The sequence below is a fragment of the Allotamlana fucoidanivorans genome (assembly GCF_006265225.1).
Classification (GTDB): Bacteria; Bacteroidota; Bacteroidia; order Flavobacteriales; family Flavobacteriaceae; genus Allotamlana; species Allotamlana fucoidanivorans.
In genome coordinates this window covers 243367-259797 of record NZ_VDCS01000001.1, presented here as the reverse complement: position 1 = coordinate 259797, position 16431 = coordinate 243367, and the positions used below count along the sequence as shown (strand labels likewise).

The following is a 16431-nucleotide window of genomic DNA, read 5'->3' as shown; positions in this document are numbered from 1 at the left end:
GGTCATGCTTTAAGATCGCGAAGTTTTAATTGAAGTGATATATTACCCTGCCATTGGTTTTCATCAACAGAATACACCGCTTTAAAAGGCTTCCCTTCAGAAATTAAGTCATATTTATCCCCCATACTAAAACCAATACAAACAAATCGGGCGGTACTATTGGGTTGTGTTGCGGTGAGTCTTAAATGGGTTTTGTCCTCACCAACACACTTGCCATAACCCGTGTCTACCAAACCATCAGTCATAAAAACAGGTGTCATATTACTTGGGCCAAATGGCGCAAACTGTTTTAGTATTCTATAAAATTTTGGGGTTATATTTTTGAGATCAATCTGGGCATCAATAGTAATTTCAGGCGTCAATAAAGTTCTATCAATAGTACCAGACACGACATCTTCAAAAGCTTGCTTAAAGGCCTCATAATTTTCTGCTTTTAGGGTTAACCCAGCCGCATATTTATGCCCGCCAAATTGCTCAATATGATCTTGACAAGCTTCTAATGCAGCATACACATCAAAGCCCCTAACCGAACGTGCTGAGGCTGCTAATTTATCACCACTTCTAGTAAACACTAAGGTTGGTCTATAATAGGTTTCTATTAATCGAGAAGCCACAATACCAATAACACCTTTATGCCAGTCTTGATGATAAACAACCGTAGTAAGACAGTTTTGTTCATTGTTATCAATAATTTGCTGGAGAGCCTCTTCAGTAATTTGTTTATCAATTTCACGTCTGTCTAGGTTATAATCATTAATTTCTGCTGCATAATTTTCCGCCTTGTCTGGCTCTTCTTCAGCGAGCAAGGTAACCGCATAGTTACCATGTTTCATGCGTCCAGCCGCATTTATTCTTGGAGCCACTAAAAAGACTACATCGGTAATGGTAAGCTCGGTTTTTTCAACCTGATTTAAAATAGCCTTGATGCCTGGACGCGGATTATTATTTATTACCTGCAACCCAAAATACGTCAATATTCTATTTTCACCATCAATAGGCACAATATCGGCACCCACAGCCGTAGCCACCAAATCGAGGTATTCTGTTAAATCATGCGCTGTTTTTCCTTCCTTTGAGGCTAGAGCCTGAATGAGTTTAAAACCAACTCCGCAACCACAAAGTTCTTTGTACGGATAGGTGCAATCATCACGTTTAGGATCTAAAACCGCAACAGCATCAGGAATAACAGCCCCTGGCCTATGATGATCACAAATAATAAAATCAATACCCATTTTTTTAGCATGCGCTACTTTTTCAATTGCTTTAATACCACAGTCTAAAGCAATAATCAGGGTGAAATCATTTTCTAAAGCAAAGTTTATCCCCTTATAAGAAACCCCGTAACCTTCATCATACCTGTTAGGTATATAGGTATACACCAAACTATGTTTAGTTTTCAGGTAAGATGCCATTAAAGCCACCGATGTTGTGCCATCTACATCATAATCGCCATATACCAAAATATTTTCTTTGTTAGCAATGGCTTGCTCAATGCGCGCTACTGCCCTATCCATATCCTTCATTAAGAATGGATCGTGCAAATCATCTAAACTCGGTCTGAAAAACTTTCGGGCTGCATCATAATTATCAACACCCCTTTGAACAAGCAGTGACGCTAAAACAGGATCAATTTGAAGCGCTTTTTGCAAGGCTTCAACGTTTTCTTTTGAAGGTTTTGGTTTTAAAGTCCAACGCATAAATTGGCCTATCGTTATTTAACAGGAAAAAAATCTACCTTGTTTATATGAAAATGTATCTGGATATCAAGCTCCGCAAACTGGCGAAACATTTCCATAACACCGCAATATTTTTCAACCGATAAATCTACCGCTTTTTGAAGTTTTTTTTCATTTAAAGCATCCCCGTGAAAATGAAAATGCATAACAACCTTATCATAAATTTTTGGGTGTTCCTCAGTGAGATTGGCCTCAATTTCAATTTTGAAATCCTCAACAGTCAACTTCATTTTCTTAATCAACGATGCCACATCCAGCCCCGAGCATCCTGCCAAAGCAGACAACATTAAAGCCTTCGGTCTGTAGCCTTCGCCTTTACCGCCATTTTCTTCGCCTGCATCAATAAATAAATTATGTCCGGATGGATTTGTACTTTCAAATCGCATATCTCCTAACCATGTTGTGGTAACTTGAACCGCCATAGGTATAATTTTTTCGTTAATTTTAAAGTCAAAAATACTACATAATAAATAAAATATGCCTTTAGTACCACCTTTATCTGCCAATCATGATTTAGAAACCAGAGAATTAGCTGAATTTTTTAATGAAACCCTTGGATTTTGCCCTAATTCGGTATTAACCATGCAACATAGACCTGCTATCAGTAAAGCTTTTATCAACTTAAACAAAGCAGTTATGGCTAATGAAGGCCAAGTAACTTCAGCCTTAAAACGTATGATTGCCTGGGTAAGTAGTAATGCAACAGGCTGCCGATATTGTCAGGCGCACGCTATTAGAGCGGCAGAACGCTATGGCGCAGAACAGGAACAACTAGAAAACATTTGGGAATATAGAACACATCCTGCTTTTAATGAGGCTGAACGCGCTGCTTTAGATTTTAGTTTGGCGGCCTCTCAAATTCCTAATGCCGTTGATGAAACAATAAAAAAACGTTTATACCAATATTGGAATGAAGGTGACATTGTTGAAATGCTGGGTGTTATTTCGCTCTTTGGTTATTTAAACCGTTGGAATGATTCTATGGCTACCTCAATGGAAGCAGGCGCCATTGAGAGTGGTGAACACTATCTAGGAAAACATGGCTGGGAAAAAGGGAAGCATGTTTAAACCTTTATTTATTAAATCAATCCCTTTACGCGGCTTCTCAATTCTGGTAAAACATCCAACTCAAACCAAGGATTCTTGGTAAGCCAAAATCGATTTCTAGGAGATGGATGTGGAAGAGGAAAATATTTTGGTAAATACGCATTATAATTTTCTACGGTTTCTGTTAAGGTATTTTTAGCTGCTTTCCCCAAATAATACTGTTGTACATACATTCCTACTAAAATTACCAATTCCACCTGTTTTAATACAGAAAACAATGGTTCATGCCATTGCGGTGCACACTCTGGTCTTGGTGGTAAATCTCCCGATTTTCCTTTACCTGGGTAACAAAACCCCATAGGAACGATAGCAAAATGAGATGTGTTATAAAAAGTTTCTCCAGAAACACCAAGCCATTTTCTAAGTTGTTTTCCACTCACATCATTCCATGGAATGCCTGAGGCGTGCACTTTAGTTCCTGGAGCCTGACCTATAATTACTATTTTTGAATCTTGATGCGCAGATACAACAGGCCTAGGCCCAAACGGTAAGTGTTCTTGGCAAATAGTACATTCTTTTATGTTTTTAAGTAGTTTTTGCATTATTCAGTACCTCTGTAAAACACATATAAGTCTGTTTTGCCTAGCTAGATGGTATACTATTTTTTAGTTAATGGCTCAGTTTCAAAACGCAATCCTTCAAAACCCGTTTTCATAAAATTCCTGATGTTTTGATGCCCTGTCCCGTTTGGATCATTTAAAACCTCATCAAAATAATACGAACCAAAACATGCTAAGGTTTCTTTCTGTGTTAATCGTTGTGCTTTAGCAAAAGCAAATAATTTGCATGACCCAGAGTTTTGCCCTGCTTCGTTTTGTAAATCACCATTTTTAAAGGCTGAAGGTTTAAAGGTATAATTGGCTTCAATGACAGCCATGGTCTCTGAAAAAGTTATATTTTTTGGATTGGTTTTTAGTTTATCTATAAATGTTGCTACGGTCATCGTATTTTTAAAATTGGAATTGTATGTCAATTATTTTTTACCTGCCACCACTATAACAATCTCACCTTTGGGTGGTTTCGCTATAAAATAATCACAGACTTCTTTCATGGTACCTCGTTGTGTTTCTTCGTATAGCTTGGAAAGTTCTCTGGAAACAGACACCTGACGTTCTTCGCCAAAATATTCACAAAAATGTCCTAACGTTTTTATGAGCTTGTGCGGACTTTCATAAAAAATCATAGTACGTGTTTCCTCGGCCAACATTAATAATCGGGTTTGACGTCCTTTTTTAACAGGCAAAAATCCCTCAAAAACGAACTTGTCATTAGGCAACCCAGAATTCACTAAGGCTGGTACAAAGGCTGTGGCGCCGGGTAAACACTCTATGGCCATATCTTGTTCTATACAGGCCCGTGTTAACAAATAACCAGGGTCTGAAATAGCTGGTGTTCCCGCATCGCTAATGAGTGCCACGGCAGTTCCTAATTTTAGCTTTTGAATAATCCCTTCAACCGTTTTGTGCTCATTATGCATATGGTGTGATTGCATGGGGGTTGATATTTCAAAGTGCTTTAACAGCTTTCCAGAAGTTCTAGTGTCTTCGGCTAAAATTAAATCGACCGACTTTAAAATCTCAATCGCCCTAAAGGTCATATCTTTTAAATTGCCAATAGGTGTTGGTACTATGTATAGTTTACTCATGTGTTAGTGGTTGTAGTGGTTAGCTTTTGGCGAGGCGGGCATCGAGCCAAAACTAGAAGCGGAAAACACGACCGCGCTTTTTGGGGCGCGGTAACACCCAAAATTTAATTAAACTTAGCTTCAATAATTTCCATAAAACGGTTTTCAAACTCTTCTTTACCTTCCCAGTTATTGTAATCTGGTTTTACAACCGATTGAATAAAATTTTTGGCATTTTCATGTAAAACAAAGGTATTGAGTTGCGACAAAACACGATCATAGTCTTCATTTTTACCTTCAAAAAGGTGTTTTATAAAAGCAATTTTATCATTGAGTCCTATTTTTAATCCGCCTACTTTAAGCGCATCATTTAGTGATTTTTTTTCATTAGATAAGCCATTGCTACTGGTTGAAGCGGGCTCAAATACAGGCAAATCTTTAAACCCTTCGGTAATAGTTTCTAAATCATCCTTTTTTTCAGATGCTTTTTCCTCTTTTGGTTTTATTTGTTGTGGTTCATCTGGCATTAACTTCAGCATAGCCTTGATTTTAGACATGGCTGGTGTGGTTATCTCTATACGGTCTGAATCATCTAAATCAATATAAATTTTGTCTTCAATCTCAATATTATCACTCACCTTATTGTTAAAAGCACTGTCTAACATCCCAAAAAAGGATGAATCATTACCAATGGTTGGTATGGCACCGTCAAAATTTTCATGAGCAAATTTAAGCACCGTTAATTTCTCATAAAGCGCAGAAACCTCGGCATGCATTTTTATAACATCTTCTTTCCCCTTCAGTTTCAAAATTCTGTGGGCTATACTTACCAGATCAGATTCTAACTTCTTCTTCATTGTTTATAATTTTTAAATTATTGCGCCTTAAGGTTTTTGATTTTTAATAAATTTACGCCACCTTTATACGAACGAATAATTGCTTTGTTTTAGTGTTAAAATTACAAAATGTTTCTTGAAAATACAGTAAATCATAAAGAACAATTTGGGTGGATTGAAGTTATTTGCGGCTCGATGTTTTCAGGAAAAACCGAAGAACTCATCCGCCGGCTAAAGCGCGCTCAATTTGCAAGGCAAAAAGTTGAAATTTTTAAACCCGCCATTGACGTACGATATGGTGAAGATATGGTGGTGTCACATGATGCTAATGAAATAAGATCTACTCCTGTTCCTGCTGCAGCCAATATTCCTATTTTAGCTGATGGTTGTGACGTAGTTGGTATTGATGAAGCTCAGTTTTTTGATGATGAAATTGTACGTATATGTAATGATTTAGCAAACAAAGGCGTTCGTGTTATTGTTGCTGGTTTAGATATGGATTTTAAAGGCAATCCGTTTGGCCCAATGCCCAATTTAATGGCTACTGCCGAATATGTGACCAAAGTACATGCTGTATGCACAAGAACTGGAAATTTAGCTCAGTACAGCTACAGAAAAAACCAAAACAACAGTTTAGTTTTGCTGGGTGAAGTTAATGAGTATGAACCTTTAAGCAGGGCTGCCTTTTATAAAGCCATGATGCGCGATAAGGTACGAAACATGAAAGTGAATGATGCCGAAGAAATAAAAACAAAACCCAAAGACCCCGATGCCTAAAGCACAAGAGACTGTGCTTGAAATAGACTTAAAAGCACTTCAACATAATTTTAACCATTTAAAATCTAAACTGAAACCCCACACCAAATTTTTGGCCGTGGTAAAGGCCTATGCTTATGGCAACAATCCGTGTGAAATTGCCAAGTATTTAGAATCTTTAAAGGTGGATTATTTTGCTGTGGCTTACATTAATGAGGGCTTAACTTTAAGAGCGGCTGGCATTGTTAGCCCTATTTTAGTGCTTCATCCACAAACGGTAAACTTTAATTTACTTGTTGAACATAGTTTAGAACCGGCATTGTACAACACTAAAATTTTAGAGGAATTTATTCAATTTGCTGAAAAAGAAAAACTAGAAAACTACCCTATACACTTAAAATTTAATACGGGGTTAAACCGCCTTGGTTTCTCAAAAGAGCAGATAGATGTTGTTGCCTCACAGGTAAAAGATAATCCTGCTTTAGAAGTGAAATCGATATTTTCTCATTTAGCCGCAAGCGAAGACCTAAACGAAAAAGACTTCACAATACGTCAAATTGAAGTATTTAAGAGCATTGCTAAAAACTTCAAATCTACTTCGGGTCTTTCTCCATGGCTTCATATGTGTAACACATCAGGAATATTGAATTATCCTGAGGCTCATTTTGATATGGTACGCAGTGGTATTGGGTTATACGGCTTTGGTAATTCTGAAAAAGAAAATCAATTTTTAAAACCTATTGGCACTTTAAAAACAGTGATTTCGCAAATTCATCATATAAAAAAGGGAGAATCGGTAGGATATAATCGCGGTTTTAAAAGTGAATCTTCCATAACAACAGCCACGCTTCCTATTGGGCATGCCGATGGTATTGGTCGCCAATACGGTAAAGAAACAGGCTACGTGATGATTCACGGTAAAAAAGCACCTATAATTGGTAATGTTTGTATGGATATGATTATGGTAAATGTTACCAAAATTGCTTGTAGTGAAGGCGATGAAGTTATTGTTTTTGGCAAAAATGAAACTGCTGAGCAGTTGGCAGAAACGGCCCAAACCATTTCTTACGAGCTCATTACCTCGGTATCACAGCGCATAAAACGCATTTTTATAAGATAAAAGTCTTAACATATGTTAAACTTTTTTACTTATTTTTGAGTGTACTAATTTTAAATTTTCTATTATGTTAAAAGAATTCAAAGAGTTTGCCATGAAAGGCAACCTAGTAGACATCGCTGTTGGTTTTGTTATGGGTGCCGCATTTAAAGAAGTGGTCACGTCATTTACTGGCGGTATAGTTTCACCGCTTATCGGATTAATTTTCAAAGCAGACTTTAAAGATTTAAAATTGGTACTAAAAGAAGGGGTTGCCAATGCTGAAGGTATTATGGAAGGTGAAGTTTCTGTGCTTTGGGGTGCTTTCTTAACTAATGTGATAGACTTTATCATTGTGGCTTTTGTCATGTTTATGATTGTAAAAGGCGTTAACAAAATGAAAAAGAAGGAAGAGCCCGCCCCAGAACCACCAAAAGGGCCTTCACAAGAAGATTTATTGACTGAAATCAGAGATTTATTGAAAAAATAACAATTTGTTAAATAAATAACTTTGTGTTATTTGTTGTTAAAAAGCCCTTGTTTTCAGAGAACAAGGGCTTTTTTTAATTTTTAAAATAGAATTAATACTTAGATTTGCACAGCAATTAATAAAAATTTAGAAAAATGAAAGTAGCCGTTGTAGGTGCCACAGGAATGGTTGGCGAGGTGATGTTAAAAGTTCTTGCAGAACGTAATTTTCCAGTAACGGAATTAATTCCAGTTGCTTCTGAAAGATCTGTTGGAAAAACCATAACGTACAAAGGAAACGATTATAAAGTTGTAGGCTTAGAAACTGCTGTTGCTATGCGTCCTGATATTGCTTTGTTTTCAGCGGGTGGCGATACCTCATTAGAATGGGCGCCTAAATTTGCCGAAGTTGGCACTACTGTGGTTGACAACTCTTCTGCTTGGCGTATGGATCCTTCAAAAAAATTAGTTGTTCCTGAAATTAATGCCTCCGAATTAACTAAAGAAGATAAAATCATTGCAAACCCTAACTGTTCAACAATTCAGTTGGTTATGGCTTTGGCTCCACTTCATAAAGCTTACACCATGAAACGTGTTATTGTATCTACATACCAATCGGTTTCTGGTACTGGTGTTAAGGCGGTAAGACAATTAGAAAATGAAATTGCTGGTATTGAAGGTGAAATGGCTTATCCTTACCCTATAGGAAGAAACGCGCTACCACATTGTGACGTGTTTCAAGATAATGGGTATACCAAAGAAGAAATGAAATTGGCTAGAGAGCCTCAAAAAATATTAAACGACAATACGTTTTCGGTATCAGCCACTGCAGTTAGGATTCCAACGGCTGGAGGTCATTCGGAATCGGTAAATGTAGAGTTTGAAAAAGATTTTGATTTGTCTGAGGTTCGTAAGTTATTAAGTCAAACACCTGGTGTGGTGGTTCAAGATAACACAGACACAAACACCTACCCTATGCCTATTTATGCACATGATAAAGACGAGGTTTTTGTTGGAAGAATACGAAGAGATGAAACGCAACCCAACACACTTAACATGTGGATTGTAGCGGATAACCTAAGAAAAGGTGCCGCAACTAATACCATTCAAATTGCGGAGTATTTAATTGAAAATGAATTAGTGTAGATTTGAAATCTTAAGTTATATTTAACAAACTCCTGTTTAACCAAGCAGGAGTTTTTTTATGTATTTTTGTTCTTTATTATTCTCCCCAATTATGACAAAAATACACCTCTACAGCTTAAGCCTGTTTTTCTTGATTGCCTGTAAAAATGACGTTCAACAAACAAAATTTACTCCTTTGAATTATCCAACGACAAAAACTGTTGATACCGTAAACACTTACTTTGGTGTTAATGTTAAAGATCCTTACCGCTGGCTGGAAGATGATAGAAGTAAAGAAACAGAAGCCTGGGTTGTAGCCCAAAACCAAGTGACATACAATTACCTTGACCAGATTCCGTTTAGGGTCGCCCTCAAAGATAGATTATCAAAACTATGGAATTTTGAAAAGCGAAGCGCTCCTTTTAAAGAAGGTGATTATACGTATTTTTCAAAAAATGATGGTTTACAAAACCAAGATGTATATTACAGAACAAAAGAGGGCTCTGAGCCTGAAGTATTTTTAGATCCCAATACATTGTCAACGGATGGCACTGTATCTTTAGATGCCTTAAGTTTCTCAAAAAATGGCGAAATATTAGCGTATTCTATTTCTGAAGGTGGTAGTGATTGGCGCAAAATTTTGGTTATGGATACCAAAACCAAAAAAATTACTGAAGACACTATTACAGATGTAAAATTTACGCGAATTTCTTGGTATAAAAACGAAGGATTCTATTATTCAAGCTATGATAAACCTAACGGTAGCGAACTTTCGGCCAAAACAGATCAACACAAAGTGTATTACCATAAATTAGGCACGTCTCAAAAGGATGATGTTTTAATTTATGGAGGAACACCAGAAGAAAAACACCGCTATATTTATGCTTTTGTTTCTGAAGATGATCGGTTTTTAATCCTTACGCCCAAAATCTCTACCTCAGGAAACAAGTTGCTTATTAAGGACCTCAATAAACCAGATAGTAATTTTACCACTATTTTAGATCACGCTAATAGTGATACTTCGGTTTTAAGTAATGATGGCAACAAGCTATTTTTAGTAACAAATTTAAACGCACCAAATAAAAAAATAGTGTCAGTTGACGCATCAAATCCTACACCTGAGCATTGGGTTGATGTTCTACCTGAAACGGAATATGTATTAACCGCAACAAAAGGAGGCGGCTATATATTTGCGCATTACATGGTTGATGCACTTTCAAAAGTTATGCAGTACAATTATGATGGGACATTGGTGAGGGACATTCAACTTCCTGGACTTGGAACCGCAAGTGGTTTTGGAACAAAGAAAGATGAAAAGATAGATTACTTTAATTTCACTAACTATAAAACCCCAACAAGTATTTATACATTTAATATGGACACTGGTGAGGTGAGCTTAAACTGGCAACCAGACATAGCTTTTAATAGTGACGAGTATGAAAGTAATCAAATTTTTTACACCTCAAAAGATGGCACTAAAGTACCCATGCTCATTACACACAAAAAAGGGGTGGCGCTTAACGGTAAAAACCCAACAATTCTTTATGGTTACGGCGGATTCAACGTGAGCTTAACACCTACTTTTAGCATTGCAAATGCGGTATGGATGGAACAGGGTGGTATATTGGCTATTCCTAACTTACGCGGTGGCGGCGAATATGGTAAAAAATGGCATGATGCTGGCACTAAAATGCAAAAACAAAATGTGTTTGACGACTTTATCGCTGCAGGAGAATATCTCATAAAAAACAAGTATACATCACATGATTATTTAGCCATTCGTGGCGGATCAAACGGAGGTTTGCTAGTAGGGGCTGTTATGACACAAAGACCAGATTTGGCTAAGGTGGCTTTGCCTGCTGTTGGTGTTTTAGATATGCTACGGTATCACACATTTACCGCAGGAGCTGGCTGGGCTTATGATTATGGTACCGTAGATGACAGCAAAGCTATGTTTGACTATTTAAAAGGGTATTCGCCTGTTCATAATGTAAAATCGGGCGTAGATTATCCCGCTACTTTAATAACAACTGGCGATCATGATGATAGAGTAGTACCAGCGCATAGCTTTAAATTTGCTGCAGAACTACAAAGTAAACATAACGGAAATAACCCAACATTAATTAGAATTGAAACCGATGCAGGTCATGGGGCAGGCACCCCTGTGAGTAAAATAATTGACCTGTATGCTGATATATTTGGATTTACACTTTATAATATGGGATATGAGGTGTTACCTAGCAAAACAGATAAAAAACTAAATGGATAATATGATATTCAAAACGGATAAAAACGCTCGTTTGCTGGTAGCGCTTTTTTTAATCAGCCATATTAAGCCCACATGCTACAGGTAAAAAACATATCTTTTTCGTATTCAAAAAACGCCGTTTTAAACAATATTTCTTTCGAAGTAAAACAAGGGGAACACCTTGCTATTATTGGAGAAAGTGGATCTGGAAAAAGTACCTTACTTAAAATCCTATATGGAGAATATGATTTAAACCAAGGAGCGATTTACTGGAATAACTCTCAAATTTTAGGGCCTAAATTCAATCTTGTTATTGGATATGACTTTATGAAATATGTAGCTCAAGAATTTGATTTGATGCCATACACAACTGTGGAAGAAAATATAGGCACCTTCTTGTCTAATTTTTTTCCTGAAGAAAAGGCCTTACGTACTCAAGAACTTATTAAAGTGGTGGAACTGGAAAACTATGCTCAGACCAAAGTAAAATTACTAAGTGGTGGGCAAAAACAGCGCGTTGCCCTAGCTAGAGCTCTAGCCAAGCAACCTGAAATTTTACTTTTAGATGAACCCTTTAGCCATATAGACAATTTTAAAAAGCAAAGCTTAAGACGAAAGGTTTTTAAATTTTTAAAAGAAAAAAACATTACTTGTATTGTCGCCACCCACGATAAAGAAGATGTACTAGGTTTTGCAGATAATATGATGGTTTTGCATGATCATAACATCATGGCACATAACACACCAAACGTTTTATTTAAACACCCAAAAACACCACTAATTGCTTCTTTTTTTGGAGAGTTCAATATAATAAATAACACGATTGTTTATGCCCACCAGCTAATTGTTATTAATGATACTACACATTTAAAAGCAACCGTAAAACAATGCTATTTTAAAGGAACATACTATCTTGTTGAAGCTCTGTTAAATCAAGACACTATTTTCTTTCAAAGTCATGCTCCCCTTAAAATTGCATCAGACGTGTTTTTAGAAATAAAAGAGTAAATCGTTTTTAACCTGTTTTATTTGAACGGATAGATAGGCTACAATGATTTCATCTAGTCCGAAATTATCCCAAAATATGTTGCTCTTTTATAATTTCTATTTTATTAAAACACAATTATCAACACAAGGAGTAAAAAAAGCAAAACCTTTTATGATTGGTGCTTTCCTTTGCCATTTTTCATAGACCAAGTTACCTATAATACTTATTTCAAAAACTTGTTCATATATATGTTGGATACTATTAGAATTCCCATAAGCGCAAGAAGTAAAAGCGTAATAAAAATGGAATCCTTATGTTTGATATGTGCAATTAAGGCTGTTATAAAAAATAACCCTACACCAGCATAAGCCCATTCTTTTAGTTGTAAAGAAGCTAACGGGATTAGTAATACTATTGCTGCTATCAATTTTAAAACAGCAAGTTCTACCCTAAAAAAGTCGGGAAAACCTAAAGCTCTAATTCCTTGAATTGTACTTTTGCTTAATAGATAGCTATATGAGCTTAAGAAGAGGAAAGCTGATATTATTGCTGTTGAAGACCAATATATTACTTTCATATTATAAGAAACTATCTTGTAATTGTTTCACTATTTTACGACCATCTCGATCAGCTTTTGTTTTTAACGCACAAAAATCTTCAGCCCATTGTGAAGTTCGAATTCTTAAGGGTGGATTTTCGTTTTGAGCAATACCTAAAGCAACTTCTGCCACTTCTATTCCTGTTTGATACACTTGCTCTTTACTTTCATTTGCCCTTTTCTGGTTTCCTGCCATATATCTTTCAAATATTGGTAAGTATTCTCCTGCTGCAAATTGTCCTTCAAAAGATGTTTTTTCAATAGCGGAAGTCATAAATTCTGTAGCTATTCCTCCTGGTTCAATGCAAGTAATTTTGATAGAGAAGGCATCACTAACATAGGTAGCAAGCCCTTCCATAAACCCTTCTACAGCAAATTTAGCACCGCAATATAATTCGTTAAAAGGTTGTCCTACTAAACCGCCAACAGAAGTTATACTGATTATTTGACCAGATTTTTGTTTTCTCATATAAGGTAGTACCGCTTGTGTACAAAAAACTACACCGTGATAATTTACGTCAGTAACCCATCTAATCTCTTCTTCGGAAGCGTGTTCAGTAGTCTTAGCAAAACCAGCTCCGGCGTTGTTGACTAGTATATCTATTTTTCCATCTTTTTCTATAAGAGTTTTTACAGCTAATTCAATGGAATCCACTTTAGTTACGTCCAAGGGAAGTATCTCAATATTAAGCTTTTCTTCCTTAATCTTCTGTTTTAACTTGTCAGACTTTTTAAGATTACGCATTGTTGCATAGACCTTATAGTTATTTTTTGCGAATAGAATAGCCATTTCAAATCCTACTCCTGTTGACGTTCCTGTAATTAATACGTTTTTTTTCATAATTGCTATTTATAGAATGAATATTCATTCCAATTTTTTTCTAAATTTTTTATTCTTTGATAGCGTCCCAAACCATTATCACTTGATTTTCAAGTGAGGTTTGATTCTTCTCTGTTTGATTATAATACCATCTTAAATAGGATAAAATGGCACCCCCTATAAACATCAAAATTTCTTCAATGTCAATGTTTTTAATAATACGTTGTTGTTTTCCTAGCATTAAAAGTTCAAAAATAGGAGTTATGGCTTTCCTACCTTCTTCCTTGCTATTTTCCGTTATAATTGGAGAAGCTTGCATTTGCTCCATAAACGCAAAATAATAGGAATTATCAATGAAAAATGTAACAGCAATAGTAAAATAGTTTTCAAATTGTGTTTTGATTGGTTTATTGGAATCAAAATTTTCAAAGAGTAAACTTTCTTGCTTTTTTATATCTGTATAAATTTCATTAATCAAAGCCTCTTTATTAGGGAAGTAGTTATAAATAGTCCCCATTCCTGTTGTCGCTGCCTTTCCAATAGCAGACATAGGTGTGTTATGTAGACCTTGCTCTGCAAGAATTTTAAGAGCCGAAGATAATATTCTTTGTTTTTTGTTCACTGTACAAATATATAAAATTCTGGAACATATATTCCAATTTTACAATTTTTTAAAATTCGTTGTTATTTATATGTTGCGGGTAATACCACAACAAAAACTCTGAATCTTAATACTTAATACTGTTCTACACCGTCCTTCAGGCTATTTAAAACACATTCGTTATGGTAAAAGCATGATTTCTAAAATCAATTCTATCCCCTAGTTGTTTTGAAATAAGCAGTTTTGCTATAGGTGTGGAAGGAGAAATCGCATAAAATGTTTGCCCCTCTATTGCAATGGTTCCAGCACTAATGCTTATAAAATAATTGGCTTGTGTTGTACATACTACCGCGCCTAAGACCACTGTATTACATGCTTTTGTTGTATTAACTTTTGCAAGTACGCTATTTAACTTCTTTATTTCGGCTAATTGATGGCCAACCTTTTCTCGTTCTAATTGTAGCATAGCACGTCCTGTTTCATGTTTATCTCCAGCTGTGCTCTTAGTTTCAGAATTTAATGCCTCTTGAAGGTCTTGAATAGTATGTTGAATAGCCAGACGCCTATCTTCAACAAACTTACAACAGAACCGATACAACTCTTGCTTGAGCTTTAAATTATTGTTCGTCATGTTTCACACGGTATTCTAGAGGTCCAAAATACCTCATTTGCCTTACAATCCATTGTTTTCTTGACTGAATATATTCTGAAGCAGGATTAGCTTTATAAACTCTAGGATTTGGTAGAATAGCTGCTATGGCTGCGGCTTCATATTTTGTGAGTTTTTTAACTGACTTTTTAAACCAAAATTTTGAAGCCGCTTCTGCTCCGTAAACATAATTTCCCATCTCTACACTATTCAAATAAACCTCCATAATACGTTCTTTAGTCCAACACAGTTCAATTAAAAATGTAAAATACACTTCAAGACCTTTTCTTAGCCAACTACGTTGTGGCCATAAAAACACGTTTTTTGCTGTTTGTTGACTTATGGTACTGGCTCCTTTTAATCGCTTACCTTTTTTATTATAATCAAATGCTTTTTTTATCGCTGCAAAATCAAATCCTTTATGCTCTAAAAAATTTTGATCTTCACTACAAATTACAGCTAATTGAAGATCTTTTGAAATGTCTTCAATAGCCACCCAATCATGATATATACTTTTTTGACTGTTGGTTTCTAAGTATCGCATTACCATAAGTGGCGTTATTGGGACAGGAACCCACTTAAAAATGAGAACCAGGCTTAATGACAATATCACGAACCATAATAATGTTTTAAAAATGCACCTAAAAATCCTTCTCATCATTCATGTAATAAGATTAGCTAAATCTGCTCCTATTAAACCACCAATAGCAACACCCATACCTCCCAAACGCACCCCACAATATACACGATTGCCTAAAGGTTTAACAATAGGTCTTTTTTGAGAGCCTAATCCCATAATGCCACTCCACCGTTGTTCAATTTCAAAAGGACGAGTTGGTAATATTACCGTTTTTAACAGGTGTTCTAATTGGCTTTGAATTAACTCTGTTTCACCAAAATTAAAGGTTTCTTCCCCTTTAAAGTCGAGGTTTCGGCCGCCGCCAAGAAGTATTCTATTGTCAATATTTCTAAAATAATAATACCCTTCATCTAAATGAAAGCTTCCTTTTATGTTTAGATTAGGAATTTGTGTAGTAATCAACACTTGAGCTCTTGCTGGTTTAACCTTCTCTTGTATTAATTGGGAGGTAAATCCGTTTGTTGCAATGAGTAATTTTGAAGCAGATAGCGTGCATAAATTCGTTTCAATATGAACAGCGTTCTGGTCTTCTGAAAACGCTTTCACTTCAATGCTATTTAGAATTTTTACACCCATTACTTGCACTTTATGCAGCAAAGCCTCCATCATGCACCCCGTATCAATTTGTCCTTCAAACGGGTTAAAAATATTATGTTCTTGAATATTTTGAAACTTGAAAATATTAGATTTTACACTAAACACATTATCTTTAAAAACAGGTTTTAGTAATATATTTATTTCTTCTTTTTTTGATAAACACGTTTCATACAATTCTGGAGAGGTTTTGGCAAATAACTCATAACCACCAAATTGTTGATACCGTATAGCTGTATCGCCCAAGGTTTTCCTTAATATAGTTAACCCCTCAACCCTTTGGGTTACAAGTTTGATAACCTCATCTTCTGAATGCGATTTTAAGTCATTTAATAGTTCACTTAAACTACCAAAGCAAGCAAATCCAGCATTTTTTGTACTAGCACCTTGAGGCAGAATGCCTTTTTCTAACACTAAAATTTTTGATTTCGGGTAGCGTAATTTAAGTTGTAATGCACAGCTTAAACCTACAATGCCACTACCAACAATACAAAAATCTATATGGCTTAACCACGATTTAATGTCCCAATAGGATAGCTTCATGT

Annotated in this window: 19 protein-coding genes; 7 read left to right on the top strand and 12 right to left on the bottom strand. The window is 35.8% G+C overall.

From position 1 onward, the window contains the following. Positions 1–2: 2 nt before the first annotated feature. Together recJ and FGF67_RS01125 are read right to left on the bottom strand one after the other, a co-directional pair. Positions 3–1697: a single-stranded-DNA-specific exonuclease RecJ gene (gene recJ / locus FGF67_RS01130; RefSeq protein ID WP_139694616.1), complete on the bottom strand. Its 1695-nt coding sequence runs from the start codon at positions 1695–1697 to the stop codon at positions 3–5. 14 nt (positions 1698–1711) lie between these two features. Next, positions 1712–2158 (bottom strand): OsmC family protein, encoded by a 447-nt coding sequence (locus FGF67_RS01125; protein ID WP_139694615.1) that lies wholly within the window; start codon positions 2156–2158, stop codon positions 1712–1714. Between the two features lie 55 nt (positions 2159–2213). On the opposite strand from FGF67_RS01125, the gene FGF67_RS01120 reads away from it, so the two are divergent. Continuing rightward, positions 2214–2804, top strand: a complete 591-nt coding sequence (locus tag FGF67_RS01120) for a carboxymuconolactone decarboxylase family protein (RefSeq protein ID WP_139694614.1) — start codon at positions 2214–2216, stop codon at positions 2802–2804. 11 nt (positions 2805–2815) lie between these two features. Here FGF67_RS01120 and FGF67_RS01115 read toward each other — a convergent pair whose 3' ends face one another. The 4 genes from FGF67_RS01115 to FGF67_RS01100 all read right to left on the bottom strand — a co-directional run bounded on the left by FGF67_RS01115 (position 2816) and on the right by FGF67_RS01100 (position 5324). Next, complete coding sequence (locus FGF67_RS01115) at positions 2816–3385, bottom strand: uracil-DNA glycosylase family protein (protein WP_139694613.1); 570 nt, start codon at positions 3383–3385, stop codon at positions 2816–2818. 56 nt (positions 3386–3441) lie between these two features. Next, entirely contained in the window at positions 3442–3786 is a 345-nt protein-coding gene (locus FGF67_RS01110; protein WP_139694612.1) for a HopJ type III effector protein, read from the bottom strand. 30 nt (positions 3787–3816) lie between these two features. Further along, complete coding sequence (gene rsmI, locus FGF67_RS01105) at positions 3817–4488, bottom strand: 16S rRNA (cytidine(1402)-2'-O)-methyltransferase (protein WP_139694611.1); 672 nt, start codon at positions 4486–4488, stop codon at positions 3817–3819. Between the two features lie 104 nt (positions 4489–4592). Then, complete coding sequence (locus FGF67_RS01100; RefSeq protein WP_139694610.1) at positions 4593–5324, bottom strand: hypothetical protein; 732 nt, start codon at positions 5322–5324, stop codon at positions 4593–4595. A 108-nt stretch (positions 5325–5432) separates the two neighbouring features. On the opposite strand from FGF67_RS01100, the gene FGF67_RS01095 reads away from it, so the two are divergent. The 6 genes from FGF67_RS01095 to FGF67_RS01070 all read left to right on the top strand — a co-directional run bounded on the left by FGF67_RS01095 (position 5433) and on the right by FGF67_RS01070 (position 12004). Beyond that, the gene (locus FGF67_RS01095) at positions 5433–6080 is read left to right on the top strand and encodes a thymidine kinase (RefSeq protein ID WP_139694609.1); all 648 of its coding nucleotides are present in this window, start codon (positions 5433–5435) and stop codon (positions 6078–6080) included. Continuing rightward, a complete protein-coding gene (alr, locus tag FGF67_RS01090) occupies positions 6073–7179 on the top strand; it encodes an alanine racemase (protein WP_139694608.1) in 1107 nt (368 codons plus the stop codon). The genes FGF67_RS01095 and alr overlap by 8 nt, the downstream gene beginning before the upstream one ends. 64 nt (positions 7180–7243) lie before the next feature. Continuing rightward, positions 7244–7645 (top strand): large-conductance mechanosensitive channel protein MscL, encoded by a 402-nt coding sequence (gene mscL, locus FGF67_RS01085; protein WP_139694607.1) that lies wholly within the window; start codon positions 7244–7246, stop codon positions 7643–7645. Positions 7646–7779: 134 nt separating this feature from the next. Continuing rightward, the gene (locus FGF67_RS01080; RefSeq protein WP_139694606.1) at positions 7780–8769 is read left to right on the top strand and encodes an aspartate-semialdehyde dehydrogenase; all 990 of its coding nucleotides are present in this window, start codon (positions 7780–7782) and stop codon (positions 8767–8769) included. Positions 8770–8860: 91 nt separating this feature from the next. Continuing rightward, positions 8861–11017, top strand: coding sequence for a prolyl oligopeptidase family serine peptidase (locus FGF67_RS01075; RefSeq protein ID WP_139694605.1), 2157 nt, complete (start codon positions 8861–8863; stop codon positions 11015–11017). A 72-nt stretch (positions 11018–11089) separates the two neighbouring features. Beyond that, positions 11090–12004, top strand: a complete 915-nt coding sequence (locus tag FGF67_RS01070) for an ABC transporter ATP-binding protein (RefSeq protein ID WP_139694604.1) — start codon at positions 11090–11092, stop codon at positions 12002–12004. 203 nt (positions 12005–12207) lie between these two features. Here the strand turns inward: FGF67_RS01070 and FGF67_RS01065 are convergent, their stop codons facing one another. From FGF67_RS01065 to FGF67_RS01040, 6 genes are all read right to left on the bottom strand, one after another. Next, entirely contained in the window at positions 12208–12561 is a 354-nt protein-coding gene (locus tag FGF67_RS01065) for a DoxX family protein (RefSeq protein ID WP_139694603.1), read from the bottom strand. 1 nt (position 12562) lies between these two features. After that, the gene (locus tag FGF67_RS01060; protein WP_139694602.1) at positions 12563–13423 is read right to left on the bottom strand and encodes an SDR family oxidoreductase; all 861 of its coding nucleotides are present in this window, start codon (positions 13421–13423) and stop codon (positions 12563–12565) included. Positions 13424–13472: 49 nt separating this feature from the next. After that, positions 13473–14024: a TetR/AcrR family transcriptional regulator gene (locus FGF67_RS01055; protein ID WP_139694601.1), complete on the bottom strand. Its 552-nt coding sequence runs from the start codon at positions 14022–14024 to the stop codon at positions 13473–13475. A gap of 145 nt (positions 14025–14169) precedes the next feature. Continuing rightward, entirely contained in the window at positions 14170–14634 is a 465-nt protein-coding gene (locus tag FGF67_RS01050) for a 3-oxoacyl-ACP synthase (protein WP_139694600.1), read from the bottom strand. Then, entirely contained in the window at positions 14621–15313 is a 693-nt protein-coding gene (gene mtgA, locus FGF67_RS01045) for a monofunctional biosynthetic peptidoglycan transglycosylase (protein WP_139694599.1), read from the bottom strand. The genes FGF67_RS01050 and mtgA overlap by 14 nt, the downstream gene beginning before the upstream one ends. After that, complete coding sequence (locus FGF67_RS01040; RefSeq protein WP_139694598.1) at positions 15314–16429, bottom strand: NAD(P)/FAD-dependent oxidoreductase; 1116 nt, start codon at positions 16427–16429, stop codon at positions 15314–15316. Between the last annotated feature and the right edge of the window lie 2 nt (positions 16430–16431).

Excerpts from the sequence above, each read along its gene's own strand:
- recJ (WP_139694616.1), bottom strand. The coding sequence starts at position 1,697 with ATGCGTTGGACTTTAAAACCAAAACCTTCAAAAGAAAACGTTGAAGCC.
- FGF67_RS01125 (WP_139694615.1), bottom strand. The coding sequence starts at position 2,158 with ATGGCGGTTCAAGTTACCACAACATGGTTAGGAGATATGCGATTTGAA.
- FGF67_RS01120 (WP_139694614.1), top strand. The coding sequence starts at position 2,214 with ATGCCTTTAGTACCACCTTTATCTGCCAATCATGATTTAGAAACCAGA.
- FGF67_RS01115 (WP_139694613.1), bottom strand. The coding sequence starts at position 3,385 with ATGCAAAAACTACTTAAAAACATAAAAGAATGTACTATTTGCCAAGAA.
- FGF67_RS01110 (WP_139694612.1), bottom strand. The coding sequence starts at position 3,786 with ATGACCGTAGCAACATTTATAGATAAACTAAAAACCAATCCAAAAAAT.
- rsmI (WP_139694611.1), bottom strand. The coding sequence starts at position 4,488 with ATGAGTAAACTATACATAGTACCAACACCTATTGGCAATTTAAAAGAT.
- FGF67_RS01100 (WP_139694610.1), bottom strand. The coding sequence starts at position 5,324 with ATGAAGAAGAAGTTAGAATCTGATCTGGTAAGTATAGCCCACAGAATT.
- FGF67_RS01095 (WP_139694609.1), top strand. The coding sequence starts at position 5,433 with ATGTTTCTTGAAAATACAGTAAATCATAAAGAACAATTTGGGTGGATT.
- alr (WP_139694608.1), top strand. The coding sequence starts at position 6,073 with ATGCCTAAAGCACAAGAGACTGTGCTTGAAATAGACTTAAAAGCACTT.
- mscL (WP_139694607.1), top strand. The coding sequence starts at position 7,244 with ATGTTAAAAGAATTCAAAGAGTTTGCCATGAAAGGCAACCTAGTAGAC.
- FGF67_RS01080 (WP_139694606.1), top strand. The coding sequence starts at position 7,780 with ATGAAAGTAGCCGTTGTAGGTGCCACAGGAATGGTTGGCGAGGTGATG.
- FGF67_RS01075 (WP_139694605.1), top strand. The coding sequence starts at position 8,861 with ATGACAAAAATACACCTCTACAGCTTAAGCCTGTTTTTCTTGATTGCC.
- FGF67_RS01070 (WP_139694604.1), top strand. The coding sequence starts at position 11,090 with ATGCTACAGGTAAAAAACATATCTTTTTCGTATTCAAAAAACGCCGTT.
- FGF67_RS01065 (WP_139694603.1), bottom strand. The coding sequence starts at position 12,561 with ATGAAAGTAATATATTGGTCTTCAACAGCAATAATATCAGCTTTCCTC.
- FGF67_RS01060 (WP_139694602.1), bottom strand. The coding sequence starts at position 13,423 with ATGAAAAAAAACGTATTAATTACAGGAACGTCAACAGGAGTAGGATTT.
- FGF67_RS01050 (WP_139694600.1), bottom strand. The coding sequence starts at position 14,634 with ATGACGAACAATAATTTAAAGCTCAAGCAAGAGTTGTATCGGTTCTGT.
- mtgA (WP_139694599.1), bottom strand. The coding sequence starts at position 15,313 with ATGATGAGAAGGATTTTTAGGTGCATTTTTAAAACATTATTATGGTTC.
- FGF67_RS01040 (WP_139694598.1), bottom strand. The coding sequence starts at position 16,429 with ATGAAGCTATCCTATTGGGACATTAAATCGTGGTTAAGCCATATAGAT.